The sequence below is a fragment of the Flavobacterium panacagri genome (assembly GCF_030378165.1).
GTDB lineage: Bacteria > Bacteroidota > Bacteroidia > Flavobacteriales > Flavobacteriaceae > Flavobacterium > Flavobacterium panacagri.
This window is the reverse complement of the sequence record NZ_CP119766.1, coordinates 2,795,021-2,809,307: the sequence shown is the minus strand read 5'-3', so window position 1 is coordinate 2,809,307 and position 14,287 is coordinate 2,795,021. Positions and strand designations below refer to the sequence as shown.

The following is a 14,287-nucleotide window of genomic DNA, read 5'->3' as shown; positions in this document are numbered from 1 at the left end:
AGAGAAACATGTAGCTTTTGTTTTATATTTACACAAAGAACAAACCAATCTTTGTGGGCACGGATTACAAATCCGCGTTATCGACGATACTGAAAATAAAGATATTCGCTCATCAAAAGATAAATATATTATTCAATTAGAAAACGTAATTAAAAATTTAAAACTTAAATGGCCAGATCCAAGCTAAAACTAGTTATCCTTATCGCGATAGTACTTTTCATTTCGTATAAATTAATTTCGTTTTTTTCTACATTTCATATTTATGCTGCAGGAAAATATCCTTATGCAGAAACTTATTACATCAAAAGTCCTGAAAAGAAAATTCTGGAGGCATTGGAAAAAATGCATCTAACAAATCTTGATTTAAAAGATGAAAATACAACTGACTATTGGCATAACATTTATTTTGATTTAGGAGGAAAGAGAATAGAAGCATGGACAAGACCTAGTATTGATAACGGAACAGACTTTGCCCTAGTGGCTGTACACAAAAACAGAAAAACGGGTTGGCAGTTAGTTAATCAGGAATTGGGTTTGTTTCAAAATATAATGCTGAAAAGAGAATTTGAAAAGGAAATAGTTGAAAAACTAAAAGCTGAATTAGAAAAATAGAATATTTTTCTCGAATCTTGTCCCCGCTCTAGCCAGTGGAATACACCCCAGCTCTCCGAAGTCTTCAACTGAAACGCTACGCAAATGTCTACGACTTTGCGTTTTTTTGTTTCTTATAAATCCGAAAACCACTCAAAAGTCTCCTGACTTTTTACTTACTGTTCTAAAAATAATTAATACAAGACATTCCTAAAATAAAGTCAGAGATTTTGAGATGTTTATGTTTTCAAATTAATGACAAAGAATTGGCGCAAAGTCAGAGACATTTGCGCAGCATGGGCTTTTCGTTTTTTTAAGACTCTTACGGTTTTCCGTAATATAATTGATTCCTTAGCTTTTATTTTTGATTATAATTTAATCAATGATTCTAAAAATATTCAAAAATGAAAAAACTATTATTTACATCTTTACTGCTACTAATAATTTCAAAAACCTATTCTCAAAAACAAAATTCTGAAACTAGACAGTTCATTGATAATGCAGAGATAACCCAAATTAACAAAGATTGGAATGTGAAAGCTGAATTTAAATCTGGAATTGGCGAAATAGTTTCTTTCTTTCCTGTTGAAGCAATCGATTTAAAATCTAACCAAAAAGTAAAATCATTGCAAATGGATATAACTATCACGTCTCAATTGCTTGGAAAAAGTAATAGTTACTTTAAATCTTCGTGGATTGATTTAAACGAAGTGGATGAATTCATATTATTTATTGAGACATATGTTATTCCAAATCTTAAAGAAAAAACTGAAAGAAATCAATCTACAACCTACATTTTTAATTCAAGAGAAATAACGTTTAGTTTTTATATTGAAAAAAGTTCAAGAAGAATATCTATTTATCTAAAAGATAATGGTTCTACAGATAACGAACATTATTTCTGGACAGAATCACAGGTAAATAAAATTCCTGAGTTACTTACAATGTTGAAGGAGATTAAATAACTCTTTTGATTTTTTATAATCAGGTATATTTACTTGGTGGTAAAATTAGATTAAATACGATGTTTGCTTTTAAATTATTAAAAAGTATCTATTTTACAATTAAAAATACATTCCTAATGTACAATCTAAGATTTTATTAGCAACATTAAATATCCTAAACATCTAAATTTTATAAAATTTATAACTCAAAAATTCATGGACAAAATATTACCATTTGATGACTCTCCGATGTATGTAGAATTTGAAAAACTTGTACAAACTATTTTTCATAATAATGGATTTAAAACAGAAATTCCATCAAAAAAAAATGCTTACGATTTTTCAGCTAAAATCGACGATAAGTTCGCTTACGTTGAAGTTAAATTTTACAAAAGCAAACTTCCTAAATTAGATCTTTTAAGAAAGGCTTATCTCAGATTACTTTCGCAAAAAGATGATGAAAAAATTATCCTTATTTTAGTTGTTTCTAGTTACATAACACCAAGTTTGAAACAAGAGATATACAAAGAAACTGGTGTGACGATCTGGGATGCAAAAACCCTTTTTTCTTTAGCATTTGATTATTCTACGCTTTACTATGATCTTGAAAATATTTTAACAAGAGCATTTAACGAACCTTTAGATGATTTAATGATAGTCGATAATAATTATAAATCAACAATAATTACATCGCTTAATAGTGTATCAACAATAAAGGCAAAAAAAACAGAAAATGAAGGTGAAAAACTTTGTAAAGATTTACATGCTTTAAAACCGGGTAAAGATGATGCAATAAAATTTGAAAATAAATGTATTGATATTCTAAAATATCTATTTAACAACAAAACGGATTTAACTTTATGGGAAACCCAACCTACAACAGATGATGGTTTACATAGATTTGATTTACTATGCAGAATTATTTCTTCTCATCAAAATACATTTTGGACTGAACTTGCTTATGATTTTCACACAAGATATGTACTGTTTGAATTTAAAAATTATACAGAAGAAATTAAGCAAGGTCAAATTTACACAACAGAGAAATATTTATTCTTAACTGCTTTGCGCTCTGTTAGTTTTATTATAGCAAGAAATGGAGCAGATAACAATGCTATAAAAGCTGCAAAAGGAGCATTAAAGGAGGCTGGTAAATTAATTGTTATTTTAACATCAGATGACATTTGCAATATGTTAAAACTTAAAGATAATGGTGATGAACCAGTTATAATCTTAAGAGCAAAAATTGACGAAATGTTAGTTAAACTTACAAGATCGTAGCCCCCCACTGGCGCGAGCGTCACGATTGTGCATGCAATCAAAATAGAAACAAATTGAAAGTCCCAAGCTGAACCGCTCGTGCTAGCAGAGGAAAATTATAATATTTTAAACAATTAAATGTCATAACGATGAATAAAAAACAATGGCAAGATTTGTATAATATTTTAGATGGAATTCTTTCTGATTTTTTGTTTACTTATCCAACTTATAAAAATGGAAAAAATAAAAAAATTAGAGGGGATGCTGAAAGAAAAGTCGATAACACAATAGCATTAGCTGATTATCACGTCAGAAATAATTGGGAAGTTTACGAACTTTTAACTGGAGGTTCTGATGTTAATGATTTTGGAAGATCAATTATATATGAAGAATTTCGCCGTCCAAATTATTTTGGAGGAGACTTAAGTAAATTACTAACGAAAATAAAAGAAAAAATAAATTCTTTCTAAGAGTAATCTCTTCTTACTCATAACACCCCTGCTGGCGCTAGTGTCTCGCTCGTTAACGCAATCTAAATCAATTTCAAAACATAAAGTTACGAGCGAGACACTAGCGCTAGCTAGGGGTAAAATAAACCTAAATCATATTTTTAGTCTTTTTTATTATTAAAAATCTAAAGTAAACCTAGTAATTTAAACAAATGGACGTAGCAAAACTAAAAATTAGAATTAACGAACTTATAGCTTTAGCTGATAACGTAATTTCTACTACAAGATACAGTCAGTTTGATGGAGAAATAGTTAACAATGAATTATTTCAAGAATTTCGCTCATCAGCTCTTTCATTTTTAGATAAAACATTTGGAATCACTCATATATTTTACAAAGAGTTTGAGAAAAAAGTAAAAGACACTTACAAATCTGATACCGAAGAAGGACGTGGAATTTTAAAAGCTGCTAAAAACGAAATTGATGGCGATTGGATTTTCACAATAAAAGGTTTGGTATCCGCAGAAATATTTTCAGACTTTTTAGAAATGGCAGAGTATTTACTAAAAAAAGGATTTAAGGATGCAGCAGCTGTAATGACAGGAAGCGTTTTAGAAGAGCATTTAAGACAATTATGTCATAAACAGGAAATTCCTGTTGAAGTAACAAAAGATGAAAAAATGACACCTAAGAAAGCTGATTTACTTAATTCAGAACTAGCATCTTCAGACTTGTATAATAAGCTTGATCAGAAGAGTATAACTACTTGGCTAGATTTAAGAAATAAAGCTGCTCATGGACTTTATGATCAATATACAAAAGAACAAGTTGATTTAATGTTACAGGGAGTGACTAATTTTATATCGAGAATACCTGTATGAAATCTTTAATAATATAATTTATATATTTACAGTAATCAAATTAAAACCACATCATGAATAATGTAAAATTTAATCAAAATTTAGTTGATGAATATATTCATAGTTGGAATGGAGTTTCTGTTTATAACACTGAAAATTACAATATTGGTCACTCCGTCTTAGGTTTATATTTTCCGTCACCAAGTATCGGTACAAAAGCTTATATATTTTTGAAAGAATGGAAAAATTGGCTACCAGATCAAGAGTTAATATTTTCAATCGTCAAAGAAAGTGAGACAAATTATTCTTTCTATTTTTATAAAGAAGGTAGGTACGAATTCATAAAAGGAACCTTTCAAAACAATTTAATTCTTGAAGATATACAGAATTTTATAAAATATGATCGAAAAAGAAAATTTGTAATTATCGCTAGATTTCCAAATGTAGACAATGATATCATAGATTATCCGCATCAAGATGTAATAATGTTGAATAGTTTTAAATACTCCGAACGTAATAAGATCAAAACAAACAGTATAGAAGACAACTAAATACGCAGTTCTCTCCCTCGCTGACGCGAGCGTCCCGCTCGTGAGCAAAATCATAGGCACGAGCGTGACGCTCGCGCTAGCTAGACGATTTCAAGTAAAGTCATTACAATAATATTTTCGTCTTTTGTAAAACTAGAAAAACTTTTGGTTTCAGTATTAAGCAGAATAATACTGACTTTAAGCAAATCTGAAACTATCCCCCCGCTGGCGCGAGCGTCTCGCTCGTGAACACAATCTAAATCTTTGCGAGCACGAGCGAGACGCTCGCGCCAGCAAACGGAAAAATCAAAGAACAAAAAAATGGGCAAAAGATTTAAACATCTTCTGCCCATTTTCATATTATATCAAAAAAGGAACTACTTCCCTCCCAATAGCTTTTCCAAATACTCATTCTTCTCCTTCTCCGCCTGAATCAAACGCTCGTAAAGTTCCACTACTTTATCTAAAGGATTGAAGGTACAATTATTGTTATTCCCAAAATGACCATTATTTACAGCTTCATTAAAAGTATTAAAATAATTGATCACGTTTTCTTCCGAAAAATTTTTAATGGCTTCAACAGTGACTTCGAGCGCTTTGGCAATTTCAAGCAATTTTTCCTCTTCTATGGTTTCACTTGCTTCCAAGTTAGAAATCGTTTGCTGACTTACACCAATGGCGAGTGCCAAGGCTTCCTGTTTCATGCCTTTTAGTTCTCTAATACGGTTAATATTACGTCCGATATGTCTTGTTTTTGCTGTTGTATTCATTGATCAAAGGTATTTAAAATTCGTAATATGAAAAGCTACTTGGTAAAAAACAAAATCTCTTGGTAGGATACAAGGTTATTTAGTTCTACACTTTGTAATCTTTTACTTGCTTTGCAACTGTTTTGTAAAAATAAACTTTCCAAAACAATTCCATTAAAAATTAACACAGCAATACCACAATAGCTGAGTAAATGGATATTTAAAATTACAATTTTCATTTGCAATTCCCTGCATCCTGCCCTTTTAAGTTTATTTCCAATACTACAATTTGTGGAAACATTAAAAAATAAAAACAAACTAAATAAAGAAAAGAAAATGAAAATGTCTTTTAAATTAGCCCTGCTATGCTTAGGGCTTAGCCTAACTTATGCAAATGCACAAGTTGGTATGCCAACCAATAACCCAAACAAAGATGCGGTTTTAGATTTAAACAGAACAGATGGAACTAGCGAAAAGGGTTTATTATTGCCAAAAGTAGAATTGACGGCAACAAACAGCTCTTTACCATTAACTACAAATGTAGCGGGTATGCACGTCTGGAATACGGCTACAGCAGGATTTGGAGCTACTGCCGTTATTCCTGGAGAATATTTTAATGACGGGACAAAATGGGTCCGTGTTGCTTCTGCTGATAACACCTGGCTACAGGATGGAAATAACAACGGATCTTTAAAATCTATAGGAACTAATGATACTTTCGACTTGCCAATCCAAACAAATGGCACTGAAAAAATGCGAGTTACTTCTGATGGAAATATCGGAATCGGGACATCAGCACCTACAACGAAACTTGAAATAAATAGTTCTACAACAAATACCTCAGGATTAAAATTTACAAATCTAAATGCTGCAACTCCAATTTCAGCCGGCGCTACACTTGGTGTTGATTCGTCCGGGAATGTGGTTACGGTTAATGGTAATGCGTTTATTGCTTCTACGGGAAGTGCAAGTCTTGGAACTTCACTTGTTCTTCCAAATGGCACGGCTAAACCTAATTTAGTTTCGATTACCCTTCCTATGCCAGGCACATATTTGATAACCTATACAATCAGAGCACAATTCACTACTATGCCTTCAACTACTCTTTCCTATTATTCAACTTGGGGAATAGGCTATCTTTCTAAATCTGGAACAGTGGCAAGTAAACTGCCTAATTCTGAAATTTTATTGGCATGCTCACTGTCCTCTTCTTTTTTTGCGGGTACTGGAGGAAATTATTCAGGAACTTATATTTATACTGTTCCAAGCGGCAGTCAAACCATTTATTTAGGAGTTGAAAATGCTTTGGCATCAACATCATCCATGTCATTACAAGATAATGCCGATGGGCGAACTAATATTTCTTATGTTAAAATTACTCCATAAGTAGATTCCAAAAAAATAAAATATTCAATTAAACAGTTGCGCAAATGTCTTTGACTTTGCGCTTTTTTTACCTAATACAAATACCAAACAGCAAAATAACAAACAGAATATCAGAAAAATTTGTAAGAATACGTTTTGTTTCTATCTTTAGTCTTTAGAAAATCCAAAAGACATGAATACACCCAACAGAATCTATTTTTTAGAAAATCCGTATCCAAACGGTCACGCATTAGAAGAATTTGAATGGAGCGGCAGAATTGAAGAAGACGAATCTATTTGGTTTGATTTTCATTTAAAAACAGAAAATTATTACGCAGAAGATGACACCAAACTTAACGACGAAGAAGAGGATGAGGATGTTGATAGCGACTGGGATTCTAAAGTTGTCTGGGAAAATTTTCATCGCTGTACGATGTCTTCAACTTTTTGGGGCGATAACGGAATTCAAATCAGCACACCATCTGAAAAAGTCGTTTTTAATGATCTTATAAAAGACGTTTTACTGGCAGACCCTTTTCCGCTTGATGACGATTATGATTATGACGATGTTGCATTCGGGATTTATTTATTAGGACACGACAGCTGTGCCAATCATCGCATTACAATTACTCCCACAGCTCTAAACCAATTTGATATTGACTGGTCTGGAAAAATCGCTTTGACTTATGTTGGAGACGACGAATTTAGATATGATTTTAAACTAAATCTTCAAAATGTAGCATTTGATGGTTTTTATTATCCTAAAAACTGGTCTTTAGAAAAAGCGGGCGATTTCTTTAAAAGCCGTTTCGCAGATTTTGAAGAGTATGAATTTGTTGACCTTAATCCGAAAAGTAACAAACGAGAATATAAATTAAAGAAGGGCATTAAAGAAAATCCATGAAAATCCCTAAAATTGTATTCGACACAATTTTCCCTATAACAATTATATCTTTCCTTGTTATTGGGTACTTTTTTATTAATCAAACTTTTTTTTCTGAACCTGGGTTGATTTGCGAAACTTATCAGCTTAGCAATACAACCTATTTGACATACGTTTTCATTCTTATCTTATTTTCTATTTTTTATCAAGTAGTCATTGGCAATTTTCTTCTTAAACAAAATAAAAATAATTTTATACTAATCCTATTGAATGGCCTTGTATTTTCAATATTTTATAGTGGAATTTTAAGTGTAATAAATTTATTCCAAAGAAAAATCGAATGGGATTTTTTTCTTTTATTCTTCTTACTATTCTTTCTTTTGGGAATATTCTATACCGCGTTAATCAAATTATGGCGTCAATTTTTTTATTCCTCATTATCCAAAAAGTGCTAATAAATTACATAAATGTATCGGGATTTGTGGTTTTACCTTTCTTGTAAGTCGAAGACTCATCAAAAATCTTCTAACTTTTTATGGATTATTTTAAAATTAAGGCTCAGAAAAATATTATTTATCTGAAGAAATTATAATGCGTTTTTAATTTATATTTGGCTAAAAGTCAGACGTCTTTTTAAGATTAATTTCAAACAGATTACAATTTCCTCCTATGATGCTTTTTGCTCTATTTATAGTTTTAGTCCTTGTTGTTGGACATCAGTATACCAAAAAATCGCCTGAATTTTTAAGGAATGAAAAAGTACAAATGGAAGAAAAAGTAAGTGCTTTAAAAAAAGATATTACAAGCTGGAAAAACAATTCTTTACAAAATGTCACAAATGGTATGGACTATTCGTTCGTAAGAAGCTTTACAAATAAATTAACTGGTGTTATTAATTCGAATGAAGGAATACCCATCATTGCATTCCAAAGAATAGATAGGGGAATTTTTGTCAACAGCAGAATACTGGCAAGTTCTACGGATTTTAAAATCTATTGTGAGTTTAAAAATGAGGAAAAGATATTCTTTTTTAATGATGTGTATCTAGGAAAAATAGTGAAACACTTTGATATTCTAGATGCCTCAAACAATAAAATTGGAAGATGTAACCGAAAAACGTCCCAACCTAGTTTTACTGTAGACTTTAGATTTGGAAAAGCTGCAGAGATACTCAAAAACTCCGATAGAAAATTCATTGGACATAGACGTTATCGCAAACGAGATGAATGGAAATCTGAAATGGTTTTTCGCGATCTTCCGCCGCCTACCAATCTAATACTATCACTGAATACAACTGATCCTGAGGAATTAAAATGGATCATTTCGCTAACGGTATTTGAAGCCGTTTATTATGGATTTAGTTTTGTTTCTTAAACCATAAATTTAAAAATCAGAAACTTAAAAGTACATAAAACTTTAAAAGCATTCTATGATCACTTTCCTAACTCAAAATGTGTTTTATAAAAAGTTAACTTCTGAATTAACGGAGATCGAACTAACCCAAAACGGATTTATTGTAGATAAGCCTTTTGGAAGCAAACCAAAAGCTTTTGACTGGAATGAGATACAGAATATTTATTTTTCTCAGAATAAAAAGGAAGTAATTATTGAAATTTCAAACAAACAAATTGTTTTAAAAAATAGCAATATAGGCTGGTATGAGTTTATCCAGAATGTGCCTTCAAAATTTGCTTCTTTTGATTTTAATTATGTTAAGACATTTATGCAAAGTCTACAACCTTGTGAAGTTTGCGGTATTATTGCGGTTACGGATAAAGTGTGTATAGTCTGCGAAAATGTACCTTGGGATAATGAAAAGAAAAAAAATAAATCGGAATATTTAAAAGCAAAACAATTAAAACTTTTTTCTCCATTGCTAAAAGCGGGAAAACCAATAAAACAACATGCTGAACCTGAACATGGATTTCAGGCTGATAAAAACTGGAAATTGTATATTTAGAAACTATATGCCTTAAATTCGAATGATACTTAAAAAACACAAAATCCAAATCTAAGAATTCATTTAAAGTTTAGTAAAAAGACCAATTCAAAACCTAAATAAAACCAGACTCTAAATGGACTTTAATAAAAAATATGGGATACCATTTGTTATATTTTTTGTCTTCTTTATGTTTTATAAACCTGTAATCTGCTGCTTAATGATGGGTTTGCTTGCAATAGTATATGCGGTTAATAGCATTTTTTTCTTAAATAACATTAGCAAAAACGGAATAGGAATTACAGGGAAAATTGTGTCTTATGAATCAGACGAAGAAGGATATAAAACACCAATTATTGAGTTTCAAACTGCTGAAGAAACAATAATTACAGGAAAACCTACTTTTCATACCTCTTCAGATTTAGATAAATTTAGATCTTATCGAGGAAATATAGATAAACCAATAAAAATAATTTATGATCCAAAGAACCCTGAAAAATTTATTCTAAAAGATAATTCTAACGGCTGTGGTCTTATTTTTTTAATCATTATTGGTTTGGTTTTTACCTATATTTCGATTGGAAATCTGCTGGGTTACAATAACATTTTCTAAGTATCTTAAATTCAGACGAAATGAAAAGTAGCATTGAAGAAAAAATAAAAAATCTTACAACCCAATTACTCGAATTGGCAAGGCTAAAATGTTGGAATACTATTTCGAACAATTTAGTATTTATTTTATCTAATATTTCGGAAATAGAAGGCGAAAACTTTTTTACTCAGCGAATCAATAGAAATAAACTCAACGAAAATAAAATACCTAAAAATTTTACTGAAGCAATTACAGATCTTAAAGAAATTTATGATTTGATTTATGACATCAATTTATATATTTATAAAGCTGAAAAAGAACAAACTATAATTGAAATCCAATATTTTCTAAAAAGTAATCTTGATGCTGATTATTTAAAAACAGTTGCTGATAATCCGTCGATGCTTCATTGCAAAATTACACTGCCACCTTATCGCAAAAATGATGATGCTAAATTTGATGTTAATTGGGAATTAGGAGGAATCAGATACAGATGGAATATTTTTTGGTGGAGGGCAAACTGGAAACTGGAAACATCTGTCTTATACAAACAATTAAAAAAAAGTAAACCATGGAAAACTTCGACTGGACTTCTTTTACCAAAAAAATAGCGGTTAAAGCTAAAATCAGCGATATTTATAACGCTTGGACAATTGCGAATGAACTGGAAAAATGGTTTCTGGAAAAGGTTTCTTTTTTTGATGCTAATCAAGAACCTATTGACAAAGACAAAAACGTTACAGAAAATGGTTCGTACGAATGGCTTTGGTATTTATACGATGATGCCATGAAAGGAAAAATTACTGCCACAAATGGGAAAGATTATTTGCAGTTTACTTTTGAAGGAAATTGTCTGGTAGATAAAAATTAAGCGAAACAAATGGTTATACGATAGTCGAACTTCGTCATCATAATATTCCAACAGACGATTCGTCTAAAAAACACATCAGACTGGGCTGTTCCAACGGCTGGCATTTTTATTTGACCAATTTAAAATCAGTTTATGAAGGCGGACTGGATTTGAGAAATAAAGATGAGAATTTGAATCCAATGATTAATAATTAGAATCGTTATTTAAAATATAACATCTTAAAAAGTGTAAAAGCCTAAAAGCTTTTACACTTTTTTTTTGCTGCTCTAAAAAAAGGAAAACCGTACTTATTTCCCTTATTTACGGATTTCCGTAAAACCACTGATTGTAAAGCCCTTAGTTTTGAATAAGAAATTCTCAATATCATTAAGTAAGAACAAATCAAATTCACCAAAACAAATATCACATAATCATGAACGATCTTATAACAAACGGAACAGAAATTAAGCAAAGGATTATTTCTGAAATAAACAACGCGAAACAACTTATCTACATTGCAATGGCTTGGTTTACTGATAGAGATATTGCAATGGCTATTATCGAGGCAAAAAATAGAGACCTAACTATTGATATTATTCTTTCTTCAAATGTTCAAAATGAAACTGTTAAATTAATGCTTAAAGGAGCTGGTATTAATGTCCATGCTTTCGAAACAGGAGATACACGAGGAATAATGCATCATAAATTTTGCCTTATCGATAACAGACTCACAATTAATGGTTCATACAATTACTCGATAAATGCAAGCTTTAATAATGTTGAAAATGTTCAGGTTTCAGATGACTTTAGAATTTATTCTCAATTTTTATCAGAATTCGAGCGTCTAAGATATAATATTGATCACAACATTGGGGTGAATACAACTTCATCTTCCAGTATTACATCTCAAGAAGTTAAAACAGAACAGCCTCAACCTATAAACATTATTGAAGCTTTTTCACAGCAATTACATAATCTTGTTTATTCTGCAGCTCAAATTAATACTGAAGAATACAAAAAAAAAGGCTATGAAAAATCAAAAGATAATAACGGTAATATTGAAATTTTCAGAACGGAATATGACCATATAAAAGAAGAAATTAAAACTTATGCAACTGATGAAAGTTTAGGCAGTAAAAAGAACATTTTAATTTCTAATATTTCTAACGCTTTTGAAAGCATGAAAACAAATTTAGAAACTGAAAAACAGGAAAAAATAACAATTGAAAAAAGGAATAGTGACTTAGAAACAAGACAAATTAAAGATAAAATTTCTGAATTAAAAAAAGAGAAATCTATTATTGAGTCCGGAAATCAAAGCACAGGAGAAAAAGGTTTACTTCAAATCAATAAAGAAATTGAAAAAAACAAATTAGAAAGAAGATCTTTAGAACAGTCTTTTGTAATAAAAAAGTTTTGGACAATTGGAACTGTTCTGATTTTAATCGCTTTAGGAGTTTTCGTCTTTTATCTATCAATATTTTTTGCGTCTGCAATTTATAAAGTTTTTTTTGAGGGAAATGCCATAATGACGTCTTTGCAAGCGGGAATAAATCCGGGAATTCCTCAACTAGTTGATGCAAATGCTATTATAAACATTTTTAAACAACAAGGAACTCTATTCGGTATTATAGCAGCTCTTTTCTTTTTAATACCTGTATTATTATCAAATCTAAAAATTCTTGGAAGCGAAAACAAACTCTTAAATAATTTGATGTTCTGGGTTGGATTATTAATATTTGATGTCGTGGTCTCAAGCATGGTGGCAATCAATACTGACGAAATAAAATCTTTATTGGCTGGACAAAAATCTACTATGCAGATTTGGGAAGTTGTAAAACATGGTGAGTTCTACTTAATTTTTACATTTGGAATGTTCCCTTTAATTCTAACTCATTTTTTAGTTGATTATGTAGTCAAGGCTTATAAAAAATCTAAGCCAGAAATGGTTGATGCTGAAAAAAACAAAAACATCCAATTTCTGGATGAAGAAATGCTGGAGTTAAATATATTAAAAGAATCATTAAGCAACAGAATTAAGGAAAATGAAACTTTAGTAAATGAAAACAATTCTAAAATTTTAAATCTAGAAACTGAAATTAATAATTACGAAAATCAAATCGATAATAAATATGCTGATTTGCAGAAAAAAACTAAAATCATATTTGATGAGTTTAATACAAAAATAACAAGTGGCAAAATTTTTACTGATGTAATCTTTGACAGTATCATTACTGCCTATAAATCAGGTTTTATAGAACATCTTCCAAAGTATTATGCCACAGATGAAGTAGCAGTTCGAGTTAGAGAAATAGAACAAATATTAATTTAATTTAATTCCTAAAATGAAGTTTTTTTTAATCTTTTGTTGTGTAACACCATTATTAATTGGATGTACACCTGAGTCTCAAAATAGATCCTTGACATACCAAAACATTGTAATTATATCAGATATGTCTAGCAGAATAGATAACAAACAAGCAAAGGACTTGGATGAAATTCATAAAATAATTCAGTTTTTCAAGAACAATTGTGTAAAACCTGGAGAAAAAATAGGAGATAAATCATCTATTTCATTTTCTCCGTTTTCAGAAAAAACAATTACATCTATCGATCTTGAAGAATATAAAAACCTAGAAGAAAAGCAATCCTTTATAAACTCTACAGGCAGGTTTAAAAATAAGGGGCTGAAAGAGAAATTAGTGCTTTTTGAAAACATGATAAAAAATAAATATGAAAACACAAGAAATGATGGATTAGATTTAATAAGTCTTTTAATTGAAAAAATTGAGAATGAATCTATTATAAAAAAAGACACAATCCTAGTTAATGGATTAGATACAATATCTATAAAATATGAAAATCATATCTATGTTTTTACAGATGGCTATTTAGAATACAAAAATAAAAAAGAAAATAGTCAATTCTATTTTAGCAATTCAGAGATTGAAAAAGTGAGGCAGTTTTCTACAATTAACAAAATTGATATATCAAAAACACTCATTAAAAACAATTCTTTAGGACTTCCATCTCAGAAAAGCAATAAGAACAAATACATTAATCTACATATATCTGAAACCCATGAACGCGATAAAGATGATAAACTAGCAACTTATAAATATCCTAAAGGGTTAAGAGATAACGAGATTCTACAAGAAGTATGGAAAAAATGGTCTATAGAAAGTGGTTTTAAAAGTTTTGAATGGAAAAAATATTAATAAGCTCTCTAGTATTTTAAGTCGATATTTAAATACTTTAATGTTAAACATCCCAAA

Annotated in this window: 17 protein-coding genes; 15 read left to right on the top strand and 2 right to left on the bottom strand. The window is 30.2% G+C overall.

Features of this window, described 5'->3' with window-relative positions; all coding sequences use genetic code 11:
* Window positions 1–168: 168 nt before the first annotated feature.
* From P2W65_RS12505 to P2W65_RS12480, 6 genes are all read left to right on the top strand, one after another.
* Complete coding sequence (locus P2W65_RS12505; protein WP_289665958.1) at window positions 169–612, top strand: hypothetical protein; 444 nt, start codon at window positions 169–171, stop codon at window positions 610–612.
* A 383-nt stretch (window positions 613–995) separates the two neighbouring features.
* Complete coding sequence (locus tag P2W65_RS12500) at window positions 996–1,556, top strand: hypothetical protein (RefSeq protein WP_289665956.1); 561 nt, start codon at window positions 996–998, stop codon at window positions 1,554–1,556.
* A gap of 195 nt (window positions 1,557–1,751) precedes the next feature.
* Window positions 1,752–2,816, top strand: coding sequence for a restriction endonuclease (locus P2W65_RS12495; RefSeq protein WP_289665954.1), 1,065 nt, complete (start codon window positions 1,752–1,754; stop codon window positions 2,814–2,816).
* A gap of 128 nt (window positions 2,817–2,944) precedes the next feature.
* Window positions 2,945–3,265 carry a hypothetical protein gene (locus P2W65_RS12490; RefSeq protein WP_289665952.1) on the top strand — a complete coding sequence of 107 codons (321 nt, stop codon included), beginning with the start codon at window positions 2,945–2,947 and terminating at the stop codon, window positions 3,263–3,265.
* Window positions 3,266–3,456: 191 nt separating this feature from the next.
* The gene (locus tag P2W65_RS12485) at window positions 3,457–4,125 is read left to right on the top strand and encodes a hypothetical protein (protein WP_289665950.1); all 669 of its coding nucleotides are present in this window, start codon (window positions 3,457–3,459) and stop codon (window positions 4,123–4,125) included.
* Between the two features lie 53 nt (window positions 4,126–4,178).
* Complete coding sequence (locus P2W65_RS12480) at window positions 4,179–4,655, top strand: hypothetical protein (RefSeq protein ID WP_289665948.1); 477 nt, start codon at window positions 4,179–4,181, stop codon at window positions 4,653–4,655.
* 80 nt (window positions 4,656–4,735) lie between these two features.
* On the opposite strand, the gene P2W65_RS12475 is transcribed toward P2W65_RS12480, so the two are convergent.
* On the bottom strand, window positions 4,736–4,993 hold the full coding sequence (locus P2W65_RS12475) for a hypothetical protein (RefSeq protein WP_289665947.1): 258 nt from the start codon (window positions 4,991–4,993) through the stop codon (window positions 4,736–4,738).
* Window positions 4,994–5,011: 18 nt separating this feature from the next.
* Window positions 5,012–5,404, bottom strand: coding sequence for a helix-turn-helix transcriptional regulator (locus P2W65_RS12470; protein WP_289665945.1), 393 nt, complete (start codon window positions 5,402–5,404; stop codon window positions 5,012–5,014).
* A 270-nt stretch (window positions 5,405–5,674) separates the two neighbouring features.
* On the opposite strand from P2W65_RS12470, the gene P2W65_RS12465 reads away from it, so the two are divergent.
* From P2W65_RS12465 to P2W65_RS12425, 9 genes are all read left to right on the top strand, one after another.
* A complete protein-coding gene (locus P2W65_RS12465; RefSeq protein WP_289665943.1) occupies window positions 5,675–6,769 on the top strand; it encodes a phage tail-like protein in 1,095 nt (364 codons plus the stop codon).
* A gap of 172 nt (window positions 6,770–6,941) precedes the next feature.
* Window positions 6,942–7,652, top strand: coding sequence for a hypothetical protein (locus P2W65_RS12460; protein WP_289665942.1), 711 nt, complete (start codon window positions 6,942–6,944; stop codon window positions 7,650–7,652).
* A gap of 648 nt (window positions 7,653–8,300) precedes the next feature.
* Window positions 8,301–9,005 carry a hypothetical protein gene (locus tag P2W65_RS12455; RefSeq protein WP_289665940.1) on the top strand — a complete coding sequence of 235 codons (705 nt, stop codon included), beginning with the start codon at window positions 8,301–8,303 and terminating at the stop codon, window positions 9,003–9,005.
* 55 nt (window positions 9,006–9,060) lie between these two features.
* Complete coding sequence (locus P2W65_RS12450) at window positions 9,061–9,591, top strand: hypothetical protein (RefSeq protein WP_289665938.1); 531 nt, start codon at window positions 9,061–9,063, stop codon at window positions 9,589–9,591.
* A gap of 115 nt (window positions 9,592–9,706) precedes the next feature.
* Complete coding sequence (locus P2W65_RS12445; protein WP_289665936.1) at window positions 9,707–10,183, top strand: DUF3592 domain-containing protein; 477 nt, start codon at window positions 9,707–9,709, stop codon at window positions 10,181–10,183.
* A 20-nt stretch (window positions 10,184–10,203) separates the two neighbouring features.
* A complete protein-coding gene (locus P2W65_RS12440) occupies window positions 10,204–10,773 on the top strand; it encodes a hypothetical protein (protein WP_289665934.1) in 570 nt (189 codons plus the stop codon).
* On the top strand, window positions 10,734–11,033 hold the full coding sequence (locus tag P2W65_RS12435) for a hypothetical protein (RefSeq protein WP_289665932.1): 300 nt from the start codon (window positions 10,734–10,736) through the stop codon (window positions 11,031–11,033). Before P2W65_RS12440 ends, P2W65_RS12435 begins: the two co-directional genes overlap by 40 nt.
* A gap of 412 nt (window positions 11,034–11,445) precedes the next feature.
* Window positions 11,446–13,344 carry a phospholipase D-like domain-containing protein gene (locus P2W65_RS12430; protein WP_289665930.1) on the top strand — a complete coding sequence of 633 codons (1,899 nt, stop codon included), beginning with the start codon at window positions 11,446–11,448 and terminating at the stop codon, window positions 13,342–13,344.
* 121 nt (window positions 13,345–13,465) lie between these two features.
* Entirely contained in the window at window positions 13,466–14,230 is a 765-nt protein-coding gene (locus tag P2W65_RS12425) for a hypothetical protein (RefSeq protein WP_289665928.1), read from the top strand.
* Window positions 14,231–14,287 lie beyond the last annotated feature (57 nt).

Coding starts and splice junctions, on each gene's coding strand:
- P2W65_RS12455 (WP_289665940.1), top strand. CDS start 8,301: ATGATGCTTTTTGCTCTATTTATAGTTTTAGTCCTTGTTGTTGGACAT.
- P2W65_RS12430 (WP_289665930.1), top strand. CDS start 11,446: ATGAACGATCTTATAACAAACGGAACAGAAATTAAGCAAAGGATTATT.
- P2W65_RS12445 (WP_289665936.1), top strand. CDS start 9,707: ATGGACTTTAATAAAAAATATGGGATACCATTTGTTATATTTTTTGTC.
- P2W65_RS12505 (WP_289665958.1), top strand. CDS start 169: ATGGCCAGATCCAAGCTAAAACTAGTTATCCTTATCGCGATAGTACTT.
- P2W65_RS12460 (WP_289665942.1), top strand. CDS start 6,942: ATGAATACACCCAACAGAATCTATTTTTTAGAAAATCCGTATCCAAAC.
- P2W65_RS12440 (WP_289665934.1), top strand. CDS start 10,204: ATGAAAAGTAGCATTGAAGAAAAAATAAAAAATCTTACAACCCAATTA.
- P2W65_RS12500 (WP_289665956.1), top strand. CDS start 996: ATGAAAAAACTATTATTTACATCTTTACTGCTACTAATAATTTCAAAA.
- P2W65_RS12480 (WP_289665948.1), top strand. CDS start 4,179: ATGAATAATGTAAAATTTAATCAAAATTTAGTTGATGAATATATTCAT.
- P2W65_RS12490 (WP_289665952.1), top strand. CDS start 2,945: ATGAATAAAAAACAATGGCAAGATTTGTATAATATTTTAGATGGAATT.
- P2W65_RS12435 (WP_289665932.1), top strand. CDS start 10,734: ATGGAAAACTTCGACTGGACTTCTTTTACCAAAAAAATAGCGGTTAAA.
- P2W65_RS12450 (WP_289665938.1), top strand. CDS start 9,061: ATGATCACTTTCCTAACTCAAAATGTGTTTTATAAAAAGTTAACTTCT.
- P2W65_RS12475 (WP_289665947.1), bottom strand. CDS start 4,993: ATGAAAATGGGCAGAAGATGTTTAAATCTTTTGCCCATTTTTTTGTTC.
- P2W65_RS12425 (WP_289665928.1), top strand. CDS start 13,466: ATGTCTAGCAGAATAGATAACAAACAAGCAAAGGACTTGGATGAAATT.
- P2W65_RS12470 (WP_289665945.1), bottom strand. CDS start 5,404: ATGAATACAACAGCAAAAACAAGACATATCGGACGTAATATTAACCGT.
- P2W65_RS12485 (WP_289665950.1), top strand. CDS start 3,457: ATGGACGTAGCAAAACTAAAAATTAGAATTAACGAACTTATAGCTTTA.
- P2W65_RS12495 (WP_289665954.1), top strand. CDS start 1,752: ATGGACAAAATATTACCATTTGATGACTCTCCGATGTATGTAGAATTT.